At 46.5% G+C, this 15,648-nt stretch carries 15 protein-coding genes; 4 read left to right on the plus strand and 11 right to left on the minus strand.

The genetic code is table 11. The features are described from left to right. Positions 1–201: 201 nt before the first annotated feature. Positions 202–1,131: an AEC family transporter gene (locus J2T16_RS05640; protein WP_154886230.1), complete on the plus strand. Its 930-nt coding sequence runs from the start codon at positions 202–204 to the stop codon at positions 1,129–1,131. Here the strand turns inward: J2T16_RS05640 and J2T16_RS05645 are convergent. From J2T16_RS05645 to J2T16_RS05665, 5 genes are all read right to left on the minus strand, one after another. Next, positions 1,109–1,705 (minus strand): DUF2062 domain-containing protein, encoded by a 597-nt coding sequence (locus tag J2T16_RS05645; protein WP_499017937.1) that lies wholly within the window; start codon positions 1,703–1,705, stop codon positions 1,109–1,111. The genes J2T16_RS05640 and J2T16_RS05645 overlap by 23 nt on opposite strands. A 58-nt stretch (positions 1,706–1,763) precedes the next feature. Further along, positions 1,764–2,222 (minus strand): OsmC family protein, encoded by a 459-nt coding sequence (locus J2T16_RS05650; protein ID WP_154958833.1) that lies wholly within the window; start codon positions 2,220–2,222, stop codon positions 1,764–1,766. A 123-nt stretch (positions 2,223–2,345) separates the two neighbouring features. Beyond that, positions 2,346–3,113, minus strand: a complete 768-nt coding sequence (locus J2T16_RS05655) for a DeoR/GlpR family DNA-binding transcription regulator (protein ID WP_221791254.1) — start codon at positions 3,111–3,113, stop codon at positions 2,346–2,348. Between the two features lie 169 nt (positions 3,114–3,282). Next, a complete protein-coding gene (locus tag J2T16_RS05660) occupies positions 3,283–4,416 on the minus strand; it encodes an NADH-dependent flavin oxidoreductase (RefSeq protein WP_154985831.1) in 1,134 nt (377 codons plus the stop codon). A gap of 296 nt (positions 4,417–4,712) precedes the next feature. Continuing rightward, positions 4,713–5,390, minus strand: a complete 678-nt coding sequence (locus J2T16_RS05665; RefSeq protein WP_336122511.1) for an SOS response-associated peptidase — start codon at positions 5,388–5,390, stop codon at positions 4,713–4,715. A gap of 227 nt (positions 5,391–5,617) precedes the next feature. Here J2T16_RS05665 and J2T16_RS05670 point away from each other — a divergent pair, with 227 nt between their 5' ends. Next, positions 5,618–6,139, plus strand: coding sequence for a zinc metalloprotease (locus J2T16_RS05670; protein ID WP_154958836.1), 522 nt, complete (start codon positions 5,618–5,620; stop codon positions 6,137–6,139). A 60-nt stretch (positions 6,140–6,199) separates the two neighbouring features. Then, complete coding sequence (locus J2T16_RS05675) at positions 6,200–6,865, plus strand: hypothetical protein (RefSeq protein WP_154983784.1); 666 nt, start codon at positions 6,200–6,202, stop codon at positions 6,863–6,865. A gap of 146 nt (positions 6,866–7,011) precedes the next feature. On the opposite strand, the gene J2T16_RS05680 is transcribed toward J2T16_RS05675, so the two are convergent. The 6 genes from J2T16_RS05680 to J2T16_RS05705 all read right to left on the minus strand — a co-directional run bounded on the left by J2T16_RS05680 (position 7,012) and on the right by J2T16_RS05705 (position 14,570). Continuing rightward, a complete protein-coding gene (locus J2T16_RS05680) occupies positions 7,012–8,052 on the minus strand; it encodes a sensor histidine kinase (RefSeq protein WP_499017938.1) in 1,041 nt (346 codons plus the stop codon). Then, positions 8,049–8,753 (minus strand): response regulator transcription factor, encoded by a 705-nt coding sequence (locus J2T16_RS05685; protein WP_499018189.1) that lies wholly within the window; start codon positions 8,751–8,753, stop codon positions 8,049–8,051. Before J2T16_RS05685 ends, J2T16_RS05680 begins: the two co-directional genes overlap by 4 nt. A gap of 117 nt (positions 8,754–8,870) precedes the next feature. Then, entirely contained in the window at positions 8,871–9,425 is a 555-nt protein-coding gene (locus tag J2T16_RS05690; RefSeq protein ID WP_499017939.1) for a hypothetical protein, read from the minus strand. Positions 9,426–9,632: 207 nt separating this feature from the next. Next, positions 9,633–12,182 carry a beta-mannosidase gene (locus J2T16_RS05695; RefSeq protein ID WP_499017940.1) on the minus strand — a complete coding sequence of 850 codons (2,550 nt, stop codon included), beginning with the start codon at positions 12,180–12,182 and terminating at the stop codon, positions 9,633–9,635. 244 nt (positions 12,183–12,426) lie between these two features. Continuing rightward, a complete protein-coding gene (locus J2T16_RS05700; RefSeq protein ID WP_260511131.1) occupies positions 12,427–13,488 on the minus strand; it encodes a LacI family DNA-binding transcriptional regulator in 1,062 nt (353 codons plus the stop codon). 170 nt (positions 13,489–13,658) lie between these two features. Continuing rightward, positions 13,659–14,570 carry a DMT family transporter gene (locus tag J2T16_RS05705; RefSeq protein WP_186811696.1) on the minus strand — a complete coding sequence of 304 codons (912 nt, stop codon included), beginning with the start codon at positions 14,568–14,570 and terminating at the stop codon, positions 13,659–13,661. A 182-nt stretch (positions 14,571–14,752) separates the two neighbouring features. On the opposite strand from J2T16_RS05705, the gene J2T16_RS05710 reads away from it, so the two are divergent. Then, positions 14,753–15,634 (plus strand): LysR family transcriptional regulator, encoded by an 882-nt coding sequence (locus tag J2T16_RS05710; RefSeq protein WP_154886240.1) that lies wholly within the window; start codon positions 14,753–14,755, stop codon positions 15,632–15,634. Positions 15,635–15,648: the final 14 nt, after the last annotated feature.

Genomic DNA, 15,648 nt, shown 5'->3' on the forward strand with positions numbered 1-15,648 from the left:
TATGTAATCTTGTTGCACCTCTTCTATAATAAATCTGCCATATCAAAATAGCAATCGGACCCCTGCTCACTCTACCGGAGCCTGCCATGTTTAACGCAATGAAATGCGTATCTGTACAAGGATTATGTCCCTATACATTCAACTGTCGAGCATTTCCTGCTATGATAAGATAGGTTTTTCATCTAGAAAGGACTGAACAGATTGTTTACCTCGTTTTTCATTACGCTCTATCATGTGTTCCTACCCATATCCTTGCCCGTCATTGGCGGAATATTGTTAAAACATTTCAAGGATTGGGATACACGGCCGCTTTCGGCATTTTCACTCTATATTTTAAGTCCTGCGCTTATCTTCCATACCCTGCTACACGCAGAGATTACCTGGACGGATGTCACAAGCACTTTCTGGTTTTCTATCCTCAACTTGATCGCTCTCTGGGCTCTGGCTGAGATCATAAGCAGAATCTTTGGTCTGGGTGCACCTGAAAAAGCAGGACTGACCCTCGTCTCCACATTTACCAACTGTGTGAACTACGGACTCCCGCTTGTGTTGCTTGCCTTTGGTCAACTTGGACTGGACAAGGCTTCGGTCTACGTCATTGGACAGATGATCATTGTCAATACGGTAGGTATCTTCTTTGCCGCAAGATCCGAATTCACGGTAAAAAACGCGATGCTGTCCGTATTCCGCATGCCTACCATCTACGCAGCTGTGATCGCAGTCATCATGCGGAGCTCGGGCATTTCCCTTCCTGATGCTCTGGATGGGGGCGTTTCGATGATGGCTACCGGTTATTCTCCTATTGTCTTGGCGATTCTGGGCGCACAGATGTTACGACCCAAAGGAGATACAGCACCTTGGCAATCAAATGTTCGTAAGGCTTTTTGGGCCGGACTTGTTGTCAGGCTGGTTGCAGCACCGATTTTAGCCTGGCTTATACTGAAAGCACTGCAAGTCGAAGGAACATTATTCCCTGTGTTGCTTATCCTCGCCTCGATGCCAACCGCAGTGAACGCTGTTATTTTGGCTGAACAGTTCGGTGCATCTCCGCAATTTGTATCCCGCTGTATTCTGTGGACTACCGCTGTTTCCATGGTCTTCCTGCCAATTATGATTGTGATGTCTTCCTGATCAGTACAGACGCTGTGCTAAGACCTGAAGCGTTTGCCGCTTGGCGGCGCTTCTCCAGCCGGCGTTCATGCCGCCGATGAAGAGCTCTAACATAGAAGTATTTGACGACAAAGTACGAAATGAATCCCAAAATTAACCCGAGCACACTCATACCTGCCAGGATATCAAGTCCAGCGAGCAGCAGTTCACTTACCGCTGACCAGTTTCCATGAAACAGTTCCCTCCAAGCGCTCTCATGCATAGGCCCCTGTCCCATACTGTGCGCTGGCAAAATCCATGAACCTATCTGTTTCGCAAGTGGCATAAGAATAATCGGCAGAAATGTCAGCTTGCCCACAACGTTGCCTACAATGGCCGCTGGCATGGAGCCGCCAGACAAACGAACGATCGGATAAAACACAAGATAAATCAGGGATGCAGTCGAGATTACGATCAGTTCGAGACCGAATCCTATAGCAAATCCGGTAGATACCTTATGAGCACCACCAGGAGCACGTAAAAGTTTGAGAAAATTCAGTTTCATTGCACGAGTCAAACGTGCCATTCGATTGGGTTTGCGCTTCTGGTTTTTCATCCTGAATTTCTCCTTATTTGCACAAATGACGAATCATGTCGTCTACCCACCAATTATATCACACTGCGTCAGCTCCAGTGGTTACAATCACCGGACAGGTTTCCATCCTCACATTGCCAGCTACTGCGCGAGAGATCATACAGGATGCTTCGGCCTTATGCGCCAGCTTCTCGGCCTTACTCAGATCCGATTCGGATGCATCTTGTGGCAGCACGATTCGCGGTCGATGTACGATACGTTCATACGTAAAGACGTTATTGGTCACATCCACCGTTGCCTCCGATTCCAGCGTCAGCTCGTCAGGTGTAATATCTGAACGCTCCAGCATCGCAGCAAGGGTAATCAGGTAACAGGTTGCCGCTGCCCCCAGTAGCATCTCGTCCGGGTTCGTTCCTGTACCAGGGCCGCCCATCTCCTGCGGGATCGAAATGACGGTTTTCAAACCTCCTGCATCAATCGTGCCCTCACTGTTACGTCCGCCATTCCATACCGCCTTTAAGTGAAACGGATGTTTCATTGTCATCGATCCTTTCTATGATAAGTTGAATTAAAAATATTTACACAGTCCTCTCCGTTAACGTGTAAATGAAAAGTTCAACTTATATAAATTCAAAATCATTAATATAATTGTTGATTGTTGTTACACACGTATACACGGAATTTGAAGTTCGTTCAGCGCGTTCACATGCTCCTCCTGCACACCCTGGTCGGTGATGACCTTCCCAACACTCTCCATGCCAGCTACTCTTGTAAAAGCTTGAATGTTAAATTTGCTCGAATCGGCTAGCAAAATAACCTCGTCAGCAATATGAATCATTTTCTGCTTCACCAAAGCCTGTAGTTCATTCGACTCGCTGATGCCCTTGGTCAGATGTACGCCTTTGCAAGACAAAAACACTTTATCCACATGATACGCATCCAGAGAGCGCTCTGCGAGCGGCCCGACAAAGGACAAAGATTTGGAAGCAAGCTGTCCGCCTGTAGCAATGACACGAATCTGTTCTTTCGCGCTTAGCTCCGCGGCAACTTTAATTGAATTGGTTAATACCGTCAGCGGAATATTGGGCAGTCCAGCTGCCATATACCACGCGGTAGTACTTGCATCCAAAGCAATCCGGTCACCGGGTTCCACCAGTTTCACCGCTTCACTTGCAATGCGGCGCTTCTCATCGGCATGGGCAACAGCACGCTCGGGATACGGAATCTCGGTTTGCGATTCATCCTTGTATTTCACACTAACCGCTCCACCATGCGAGCGTCTGAGCCTGCCCGCCTGTTCCAGCTTGTCCAGATCACGGCGAATCGTTTCTTCGGTCACTCCACAGCGCTCACTAAGCTCAGTGACACGCATGCTTCCATGCGCATCCACCCATTCCACAATTTTTTCATAACGTTCCGCAACGAGCATCTTCATTCACTCCAAACCGTTAATATACCAGTTAATCCTGTTACCCCATCATACCATAGAGCGGTTGGAAGGAGAATTTCACACATCTACAAGAATTGACGTCCATAAACATTCATGCATATGCAAAAAGAGGAGGCTTTCGCCTCCTCCATCCAGTCATTCCGATAAATTATTTATCCTCTGCCATAGGGAACCAACCCGGTGTGTGGATAATTGCATTCCACAATCCATCAGGAATCACCAAACGCTCTTGATCGGATTTCGTCAGAATGGTCTCAATATCCTCTTCACGTCCGCTTTCAATCTTCTCGACCCAGTCTGGCTCGATGATCAGCTCACGTCCAATCGCAAGCAACGGTACGCCGGTTTCCAGCGCTTCTGCTGCTTCATCCGCGGTATGAATCGATCCAACACCAATTACAGGTACTTTACCGCCAACACGATCCAGGATAAATTCAATTCTGGCACGTGTATCCTCTTCACCACGTCTTGGCTTCGACCAGAACTCATTCAAGGAAACATGCAAATAGTCGAGATTTTTATCTTTCAAAGCATCAACCAGTGCATACGTATCCTCCATTGTTAGTCCTGGCGTTTCTGGCTCTTCCGGCGAGAAACGGTAACCTACAATAAACGGAAGTTTAGTATGCTCAGCAACGACACGCTGTACCTCATCGACAACGGCTAATGGGAACGCCAAACGTTTCTCTACACTGCCGCCCCAGCGATCTTCGCGCCGGTTGGAATGTGGAGAGAAAAACTGCTGAATCAGATAACCATTCGCACCATGAATCTCAATACCGTCAAAACCGGCTTCAATAGCACGGCGAGTCGCTTCACCGAAATCACGAATGACAGAAGTAATCTCTTCATCCGTCATTTCTCTTGGTTCCGGTGAACCTGGGCGTTCACTTGCGACTGCACTAGGTGCAACCACTTGGCCCGCAGGAACGGCTTGTTCCGGAGTCAGACGACCTGCATGGAACATTTGCAGTACAGCAACAGAACCTTGTTGTTTAATCGTTTCAGCCAGACGTTTCAGTCCAGGCACAAAGCTGTCATCATAAGAACCAAATTGTGCAGGGAAGCCGATACCGTTAGGCGTAACATGTGTTACCGCTGTAACCGACATGCCAGCCCCACCTGTGCGACGTGCATAATATGCAAGCTCAGCATCAGATACCGTACCATCTGAATTAGAGGACATATGAGTCATAGGAGCAAGCACGATCCGGTTTTTCAGTGTAATGCCGCTGCTTGGCAGTGAAACTTGTTCAAACATTTTCGAATACTTTGGATTCATTCGTGGTTCCCTCCTGATATTATATCTCTTTAAATAGATATATGGATATATACATTCAACTACTGTAATTATTATAGTTACGTTTCAATTCAATTGCAACTTTTCTTTTTCCATTCCTTGTCAGCCTGCAACGGAAACAATGACACAACTAAAAAAGGACAGAGTGTCCTCAGACGCCCCATCCCGTTTTTCAACCATTTCCAGAGTTCAGAAACTTAGAAACCATAAACATGAACGTAGCTAAATCTTCAGAAAACCTCGGTAATACCTTAGGCATCCCTCAGTTGAGTCATTCTTCAGTAACTCCGCACGTAAGCCAGCCTCTGCTCCATCTCTTCCACACATTCATAACAATCATGTTCGTCGTTCGCCACCATCGGCGTGACCGGGTATAGATTCATCTCTGTGCGATTGTATGTTTTAAGCAGTGGCAACAACTGTGTAACTCTGGTATTGGCCGGATCGAGCCAGGTGTTGATCTCATCATCCATGAGAATAGCCGGCATCTTGTTTCCAAACTCACGAGTCGCCAGATTCGCGCCAGCCATGAGCATCGTACAGGTGCGAAGCGGTTGCTTGCGGGTATCTTTCCAGATCTCATACAATCCCGCAATGCCAAAAAGTCCGCGATCCGGCATGACAACACGTACTGCATAACGCTTCTTGCCTTCTTGTCGCCAGTAATACAGCCCATTGCATGGAATAACACAGCGTTTGGTCTCCACTAACTTATAATACGCGGGGTTTTCATGCACAGTCATTAAATTAGCATTCACCGCATCCCTCCCCCAGAACGGAATGAATCCCCAACGGAATTCATCCAGCACACGTTCTCCATCCTGATGCAGAATGATCGGCGTATGTTGCGTTGGACTGATATTATAGCGATTTTTATAGTAATACATAACCCGTTGTACTTTGAAATGATCCCGAACTTCATCTAGATCAGCCGCGAGTGAAAAACGTTCGCACATCCCTATACACTCCTTTTTCCTAGTAAGATTGAGTGTATTATTTGTGAGTTAAGGGAATTTATGCATACCTTCCCCAGACAGAAAGCGACTTGTTGTGACAACATTCCTTTATTGCACAGGTTTTTTCCTTTTTTCCATAACAAAAACAACGACTTGAGACTCATTTCAGGTACACATTTCCTTGTTACTATAATAGAGAAAATATACATTTATTGGAGGTTTTAAGCATGAAAAGGAAGTTGTTGATGAGCCTGATGTTGTTCTCTGCGCTCGCGATGTTTGGCAGCACGATCTACGCAGCAACCTTTTTGAATTACGGCTACCCTAGTTCCACCATTCCAATCCGGACCTACAACTACGCTTCTGCATGGCAGGGTCCAATGGATGCTTCTCTTGCCAACTGGAACAACGCGGGAGCCAAAGTGCAATTCGTCAAAACGAATAACTCTCCGAACACGATCACCGCTGGTAACTTCAATAATACCGCTTATGGTGTTAACTACGCTTCTGTCTCCGGCAATCAGGTTGTCAACTTCCGCATCGAACTCAACGCCTCCACGATTACCGCTGATGCATCCAACTTATCCAACTTTATTCAAAGCGTGTTCGTTCATGAACTGGGTCACTCCGTCTGGCTTGGTGACAACCCGACAACGAACAGTCCTTCCATTATGTCTTACACGCGCAACCGGAATTCCATGACCAAACCACAGACCTTCGATATCAATAATGTCAGATCCAGATACTAATCGTTCGTACATCATCATTCCGTATCATTTACATTTTATTTCCAAGGAGGATTCCGATCTATGAACAAGAATCGAGTACTTACCTTACTCGTCTCTTCTATCTTTATCCTGTCTGTCGTCGGCTGCTCTTCAGCAACTCCGGCCGCTTCTCCCCCGGGTACTCCCGTCAAAATCATCGCATCCGAGGATTATCCCAGTTATGGAAGTGTAGACGCTTTGTCAGAGCGGGCCGACACCATTGTGAAGGGCAATGTCATCCAAACCCGGGTTGAAGCTTTAGATGACAGGGGACAAGCTGATTCCCAAGATCAGAATCATATGAATGCAGCGGGAAGTGCGGCAGATGCTCAGGTTTCTTTTGACAAAATCTATACGATCTATACGGTTCAGGTGACTGAATCCTACAAAGGGGGGTACACAGCCGGGGATCGGCTTGAAGTCAAACAGCTTGGCGGACAACTGGGTAACACCGAAATCGTCAACGATGACAGTCTTAAGCTTATGCAGACCAAGGATTATGTACTTTTTCTTGAAACATATGCGGACACCCCTGCAAGCCTGCTAAACAGCGTTCAAAGCCTCTATGTGGTCAAACCTGCTTCGAAGTCAAACCAGGCCAGCCAGCAATCCCAGTCTGAGGTGATTGTCAGTGCAAACCCGGAGAATGATCTGACGCTCAGCCTGAGCGAATTGCAACAAATCAAAAACGAACAGTCCAATCCGTAACGTATATTTACTCTTTTACCTACTTACTTATTTAATGTCCATCTCAACATGCCGCTCTACATAAGAATAATAAAACGTGCTACCCCAAATACCGGGTGGCACGTTTTTACGTTACCGCTATGATCAAAATCTCTCAGTGCCAATGGCTAGCGATTGACACACACTGGAAGGGTAAACCAGAAACAACTTCCTTCTCCCTTCTTACTCTGAACTCCAATTTCGCCTCCATGCCGTTCCACAATGGATTGAGCGATCGCGAGCCCAAGTCCAGCTCCACCACTACTTTTACTACGGGATTTATCAATCCGGTAAAACCGTTCAAAAATACGTGTCGTTTCTTCCGCTTCAATCCCCTCACCTTGATCCAACACCGCAATTTGCAAAAACGCTCCCTGCTCTGTGGCAGTAAGCATGATTGTGCCTCCTGTAGAAGAGTATTGGATGGCATTTTGCAATAAATTGGAAACCACCCGTTTCATCTGTGCAGTTACCATCATGGCAGCTGGCAATTGATCAGGCAACTCAATCTCCACATTCAGCTCTTTCTCGGCAAGATGGAACGAAAAGCCCTCGAGTGTGCTAACCAACAACTCATCGACATGACTGGGCTCTGGATCAAATCGCTCCCCTTGGGCCTCCAGACTCGATAGATCAAACAAGTCCTGGATCAGCCCTCCCAGCCTCTTCGTTTCAAGGCGAATCGTATTCAGATAACGCCGGAAGGTGGCTTCATCCTTAATCACATCATCCTCCAGCGCTTCGACAAAGGCCTGAATCGAGGCCAGTGGTGTACGTAAGTCATGAGACACATTTGCTATCAGCTCACGCCTGGCCGATTCGGATTGATGAAGATCGTCAAAACTATCCTTCAGTCTGGAACTCATTTCATTAAACTGCTGTGCCAGCAGTTTAAATTCCTGTGGCCCGATGAGAGGAACTTCCGTATGGAAATCCCCTTCGGCTACCTTCACTGTGCGCTCGGTAATACGAGCTATTGATTTTTCCAATGGCTTCGTTAATACATACTGGAGAACAAACGAAAGTAAACCTACCCCGGCCGTTATACCCGACAGCCAATACAATTGATCGATGGTGAGAAGCATTTTGGAATAACTGACGAACAAACAAATCAACAATACACCGATTCCCAGAAGACTGGACAATACCAGATACGTGCGTAATTTCATGATGAGCCACCTGCAAACTTATAACCTATACCCCAAACCGTTTTAATATATTTTGGATCGGAAGCATTTTGCTCGATTTTCTCTCGTAATCTTCGAATATGCACGGTTACGGTCGTCGTATCTCCCTCGTAGCTAAAATCCCAGATTTTGCTTAACATCTGACTACGCGAAAACACCTGTCCCGGGTGGCTGGCTAGCAAATACAACATCTCAAACTCGGTAACCGTCAAGTCAATCAGCCGTCCGTCAATCTCTACCTCACGTTTCACAAAATCAATGGTCAGCCCTTCATAACGAATCGTATGTGATGAATGAGTGGCAGGCGACACCTGTACCGTTCGCATTCTGCGCAATATCGCTTTGACACGCAGAACGAGTTCTCTCGGACTAAATGGCTTGGTCAGATAATCATCTGCTCCCATCGTCAGACCCATCAGTCGATCCTGCTCTTCCCCACGAGCAGTCAGCATAACAATGGGTACATCCTCGCATTGCCGAATCTCATTACAGATTTCCCATCCATTTTTATGTGGCATCATCAGGTCCAGCACAATCAGATCTGGCGTGTGGGTGCGCCACAACTTAATCGCCTCCATACCATCCTTAGCCGTCACCACGGAATAACCTTCCCTTTCGAGGTACCTGCGACAAACGTCTGTAATATTACTGTCATCATCGGCAACCATGATACGCTCATTCAATGAACTCACCCCATATTCAAAACAAGCATCTGGCATCATCATAGCACAGGGCAAGGATCATGTTTCAGTATTATTGATCTGTCTTACTTTCAATTTTTTACGTTTACTTCGTTACCTTCACTTCATAGCCTTCATCGGCATCATGTATTTGGAAATGACCATATCCGTTACATATGTGTTGCCCTCATGGATTATGGGCATTGACTTCGAGCTAACCTGCATGCCGTCTACCATCATTTTTGTGGAACCAACCCACACCTTAATGGTTTTAGCTGCAGGCATCATAGCCCCTTCCATCATCATGTCGTCCTTCATCATCATGTCATCTTTATTCATTTGGTCATCTTCCATCATCATGTTATCAGCCATCTTCGTGTCATCTTGCTTCATCATATCATCGTGCATCATCATGTCATTTTTCATTTTCATATCGTCTTCCATCATCGTGTCGTGCATTTTGTCCATATACATTAACGTTACCGAGCGGTCTTTGCTGTCCCACATAATGCTGTAACCATACATTTTTGCCGCCTGTCTCAATTGCATAAGTTCCATGCCATCCTTTTTAATCATTTTCATCTCTGTAGCACTTGCACTTGCCAATCCTGAAAAGGTCAAAGACATCATCAACACCGCTGCCGCAATCATTTTTTTGCTTTTGCTTGTTTTCATCATTGTTATCACTCTCCATGGGTTTAGTTGCTTGCATGGACTACAATAAGGAAAACAACTTACGATTCTCTAAGCAAAATGTTACGAAACCATTACGATGTAATTTGTGGTATCATCCTGTCACAAAAAACGGTTGAAGTCCCTCTCCGTAAGAGACTTCAACCGTTTTATTCGTTGCTACGTCTTATTTTTTCCCTTGCCTCACATTTAGTTCACTCGAATAAAATCAGCCATGGATCGAACCTCCACTGCCCCTGGATTCGAATTGACATCTGCTTGCTGTAAACCTTCTCTGGAGATGAACTTCACCTTTACCGGAAACCCGGGAATCAGGTCAAAGAAGTTATCCGAGAAGACCCCTTCAACTTCCGAAGACATCCACACCTGCTTGGCAAGAACGTCACTTTCCAGCACTAGATGTACACCATCCTCATCCGCTCCTCCGCTGACTTTGATGCTCGCAGGCTGAAGCGCAAGCTCTTTGGCAGGCACGAAGTAATGCTCCTGGACAATGTCTGTTACTCCCTCTTGACGGAGAGCGAGCCGCAGTAGCGTCGTCGTAGCATCATGCCCTTCAAGCCAGTCTGCATTACGCAAGGACAACAACTTCTCACCTGCATTGGGTGCTACGTTTACTGCAAAAGTCTCTTCCCAGTGCACCGTGCCATCGAATCCAATCAATTGAACTTGAAGCTCCCCCTCCACCTTCTTCAATAGATCAGAAACCACATAGATATCTGTGACGTCTTCTTTGGTACCATCCACGGAAACCAATACATCATTGAAACTACGTTTCGCATAATATTGCAATGCCTTCCAGCGACCAAGATAATCCATACCCGCCCACGAAGCGACAGGCCAGCAATCATTCATTTGCCAGTAGAGCGTTCCCATACAGTAAGGTTTGCGGCGGCGGTGGGCTTCGATTGCGGTTTTCATCGCTTCTGCTTGAAGGACCTGACTCATATACAGGAAGGATGGGAAATCCTTCGGTTCATGCAAATACATATCCATATACTGCTTGATCAGTCGATTACCCGCACCGTTCTTTTGATGTGCAAGCATGACCTCTGACTCCAAGGCCAAGTCTTCTTCCTCGGCGTATGTGCGTACCGACTTGTATTCCGGGAACGACTGGAACCCATACTCACTCATAAAACGGCCTACATATATATTGTAATTCTCAAAAGGCTCCACATTGTGCCACACGCCCCAATAATGGATGTCTCCTTCCGATGTAGACGGATGGGCATGCTGCTTTTCATCCCCTGTCAGCGATACAATGGGGGAGGAAGGCCAGTAGTCAATGCCTGGTGCATACGCTTCGACCACTTCTGGCAAAAGGTCATGGAAAATCGCTTCATAATCCGCCCAGATGCGTTCGCGCTGTTCGGCGTTGTAATCTTTTTTCCAGCCCCAGCCACCATTTTCAATATAATGCGCCCAAGCCGAATCTATCTCATTGTTGCCACACCACAGTACAATACTCGGATGATTGCGCAGACGTTTCACATTGTCGATCGCTTCATGACGGACACTGTTCAGGAACGCTTCATCACCCGGATACATGCTGCACGCGAACATAAAATCCTGCCACACCATGATACCGTATTCATCACACAAGTCGTAAAATACATCCTCTTCGTAAAAGCCACCGCCCCATACACGTAGCATATTCATGTTGGACTCCGCTGCCGATATGATCTCATGCATGTACCGTTCTCGTGTCACTTCGGTAATAAAACTGTCATTGGGAATGTGGTTGGCTCCTTTGGCGAAAACCGCTACTCCGTTCAGTTCAAAATAAAAGGAAGCGCCGGCTTCGTCCGAATCACGCACAAGACGGATGGAACGAAGTCCTGTTTTGACCTCGTGCGTTGCGACAGCACGCTCACCTTGAAGTACTTCGGCAGCAAACGTATATCGATACGCTTCACCCAATCCACGGCTCCACCAGAGCTTTGGATTCTGAATCGAGATTGGCACCTCTACCGTATGAGAACCAGATTGCAAAGATACGGCCTTCTCCCAGCGCTGACCATCTGCACCTATGCGAATAACGGTATCTATAGGCTGAGAAGTTTCCACCTCTACCACGGCGGTGACTTGTGCCGATGTGGCATTTACTTCATTTTGACGGATAAATAAATCATTAATTATCACATCTGTCCATCCCTCAAGCCTAACTTCACGCCAGATGCCACTGGTGACAAAACGCGGACCCCAATCCCAGCCATAGTGATATGGTGCTTTGCGCGCAAAGATACTGACTCGTTTATCCCCGAGACCGCCCACATCGGATTGGTCATTGGATGCAGGCAAGGCATATCCCAGCTTCTCCAGCTTCGGTAAATCCTCCTGAATGGGAGAACGAAAATGAATGCGAAGCATGTTCCCCTGTTCCTTCACTAATGCTTTTACATCTGCCTTCCATACTCGAAACATGTTATCCGCAGACAACACATGTGTGTCATTCACATATACATCCGCATACGTATCCAGTCCGTCAAAAACTAGTTCGAGATGCTCCTGCGTATATAAAAAAGATTCAATATCGAACGTTGTACGATACTCCCAGTCCTTCTTGTCGATCCACTGCACTTCCTTCTCATTTGTCCCGTAAAACGGGTCAGGAATCTTGCCTAATCTCAGCAGATCGGTATGTACGCATCCAGGCACCTGAGCCGGCATCCATTCCTGATCCTCACTAGCCTTGAACGTCCAGTTTTCAAATCGTTGTGATAGCTTTGTGCTCATGACAGCCTCCCATGTCGTTAGAGTAACCAACGTATTTTGTTAGGTTTTGTTATTATATTAGCAAACAATTCACAAAACAAAATTAACATGTTAGCCGTATAACAGTCAATGCATTGGGTCAATTAAATTGTTCTATTATCACTGCAATCACAAAAAAAGACATAGAGATTTACTTCTCCATGTCTTTTCCCTTCTATTTTGTTTCCATCCTGCTAGGAAGGTCCACAACCACAACTTTGCCTGGCTACTCCCGTAACATATGATATTCGTCCCGCATAATGATGTCCGCATGAATAAGCTTACGCTCATATGGAACATTCGGATTGCTAATGCGCCACAACAACTGATCTACAGCACGGGCTCCGAGATGTTCCTTATGAATATGTGCCGTAGCCATAATAGGATCATCTGCCCTTGTATTATCGAACCCTGTTACCGCGCACTGTTCAGGCACCTGAACGTCGCGACTTCGCAAAGCCTCAATGATAATAAATGCCGTGTGGTCATTCGCGCAGACGATCACCTCTGGAATATCTTCAAGCTTGAACTCTCTGATGGTTTGTTGCATCTCCTTATACTCCTGCACGAGCAGCCCCGCATGCTGTTCAGCCTGTAGTTGCATTACTTCAAGTCCCATCCGATACCCGAGCCACCGTTCCCTGAAACTAACCGCATCAGGTAGCTGTCCAGCGAACTGGAACCGTTTATATCCCTTCGCCGCAAGCATAAGGACTAACTCCTTCATGCCTTTCACATTGTCAGTAAATACAGTATCGGTATGTATTGCAGAATCCTCGTGATCCACCATGACGAGCGGAATGCGCAAGCGATATATTTCGAGCAGCACTGGCGTTGAGATCGTGCCTACCGTAATAACACCCCGAATGGCATCGGGATTGAGAACCGAAAACATATGATCGGAAGAAGGTTCCGTCAGTGTCAAAATATCCATACCCTGCTCATTCAAACGCGCTGAAATCCCGTCGAATACAGGCCCCCAATACAAGGAAGAACGATTTTGAGAGCGTATATTCGGAAACAAAATCAATATGGTACCTTCGTTTTTCTTCCCCATTGTGTCACCGAATGATGTATGAGAATCCACTGCATTATATTTTGGCTCTATTTTAAAATAACCCAGTTGCCCCGCGGTTCTGACAATCATCTCACGCGTGTGCTCACTAACCCCCGGCTTACCCGTCAGTGCACGGGAAACTGCGAACTTGGATACTCCTGCAGCATCTGCGATCTGTTGCATGGTCACTCTTTTGCCCATCTTGCTCACCCGATTTTCCTGATATTTCATCCAGTGTAGCATAAAACCCCGAATGAACAAAACATGTTTTGTTCATTCGGGGTTTGTTAGGTTAGATCGGAGTAAGACGGAATAACCTGTAACTTCGTTTATCTACCGTTTATTTATGGGCGACTGTCTTCCATACATATATTTAGATGGACAGAGAGATTCAGTTAACACTATAACGCCGGGCGCTTTCTGCGTCTGAACAGATGCAGCGGCAGTTTGATCTCCGTAATCAATACGCCAGCCAGCATCAACGCTGCTCCGCAGTATCCTTGCAACGTAAGAGACTCTCCCTGAAAAATAAAAGCAAACGCTGCGGCAAACAGTGGCTCCAGCGAAAAGATCAGACTCGTTCTCGTAGGTGAAGCGTGGCGCTGGGCAAAAGTTTGCAAAATATAACCAAGCCCACTGCATAATACTCCGAGTCCCAAGATCGATGCCCATGATTCCGGCGTATCTGGTAACTGCGGTGTTTCAAACAAAAATGTGGCTACCGTTCCCAACAAAGCCGCTACACCAAGTTGAACGATTCCGAGTGTAAGTGGGTCATGCCGAGGTGTATATTTACCCGCCAGCAGAATATATATGGCGTAAACCAGTGCCGCGATAATACACAACAGATCCCCCAGATGCAAACTCATTTCATGCTGAAGGGTCAATAGTCCAAGCCCTGCTACTGCGACCACTATACTGACACTAAGACGTTTGTCCGGCAATCGCCGGCGCAAGACTGTCGTTAATATCGGTACAAAAATGACGGCCAAACTGATCAAAAACCCCGCCTGAGACGCCGTCGTTCGCTGTACCCCATAGGTGATGAATACAAATGCAGCAAACAACGCTGTACCCAGCACGACTCCAGCAAGCAACGTACCGCGATCTACACTTCTCAAACGGCGGTGAAAGAGTATCCCTGCCGCTACAAAGGCGATTCCAAATCGCAAAGCAATCAAATTTAGTTCTTGCATTGAAGCTAGTCCCGATTTCATAAACAGATAAGAAGAACCCCAAATAACGGTTGCAAGCAACATCTGTACATCTGCTCTTCGTGATGCTTGAATCTGATTTCCCTGTACCCCATTCATCTAACTTCTACCTTCATTCTTCTATAATAGTCTGAGCTACGTTGGTTATATGTACTAAACTAACTCGCCTTGGCAAGTATAAACGATCTCTTTGCATTATAAAAATGAATATTTATAATAGTTAATATGAAATAAACTAATGTATAGAAATGTAGATTAATCTGGAAGGAAAGTACTATAACATGTCGCTGATTAAATACGAAATTCTAAACACGGTAGTTGAATATGGCAGTCTGACCAAAGCATCCGAGGCCCTGAATATTACACAATCCGCCGTCAGTCACGCCATCGCCAGCCTGGAAAGCGAATATGGATTCTCCCTGCTTCATCGCAGTCGCTCGGGTGTCCGGGTCACCGCGGAAGGTGAGCGTATTCTCGGTTATACTCGTGAAATCATCCGCTGGGCCGAACTGATGAACCAGGAAATCTCCCTGATTCGCGGTGCCGAGATTGGTACGGTACGAATCGGGACATTTGCTAGCGTATCGACACAGTGGCTTCCGGGTATTCTCAAGCAGTTTAGGCTTCGCCACCCCGGAATTGAAATTAAGCTTTGGGAGGGTGACTATGCCGAGATTGAGAACTGGCTCGCCAGCGGGGCCATCGACCTTGGGTTCTTGTCTCTTGGCGACTCGTCGCCATTTGATACGATTACATTACAAAAAGACAGGATGATGTGCATCCTGCCTCTGGATCATGCGCTGGCTTCAGAGAAATCGGTATCTTTTGAAGTTTTGCTAGAGCAGCCTTTCATTCTTCCCAAATGGGGCGGTGACAACGAAATTGAACGTTTGATTCGTCAGCATGCTGCCAAATTAAATGTGGTATATGAGGTTGCCGAGGATCAGGCTATTATGGCCATGGTACGTAACGGACTTGGCATCAGTCTTCTTCCCGAGATGGTGCTGCAAAATCATACGGAATCACTCGCGCTGGTGCCACTTTCAGGTGACCCTTACCGAATGATCGGTTTAGCTTGCGCTTCCCTTCGGAATATTTCACCAGCAGCACGTCGTTTCATTGAAGAAGTCCAACAATGGCTCATCTCTAATCAAGAAGTTTAGTTTTACGTGACTCA

This window comes from Paenibacillus intestini (genome assembly GCF_030803945.1).
In the GTDB taxonomy this organism is placed as follows: Bacteria; Bacillota; Bacilli; order Paenibacillales; family Paenibacillaceae; genus Paenibacillus; species Paenibacillus polysaccharolyticus.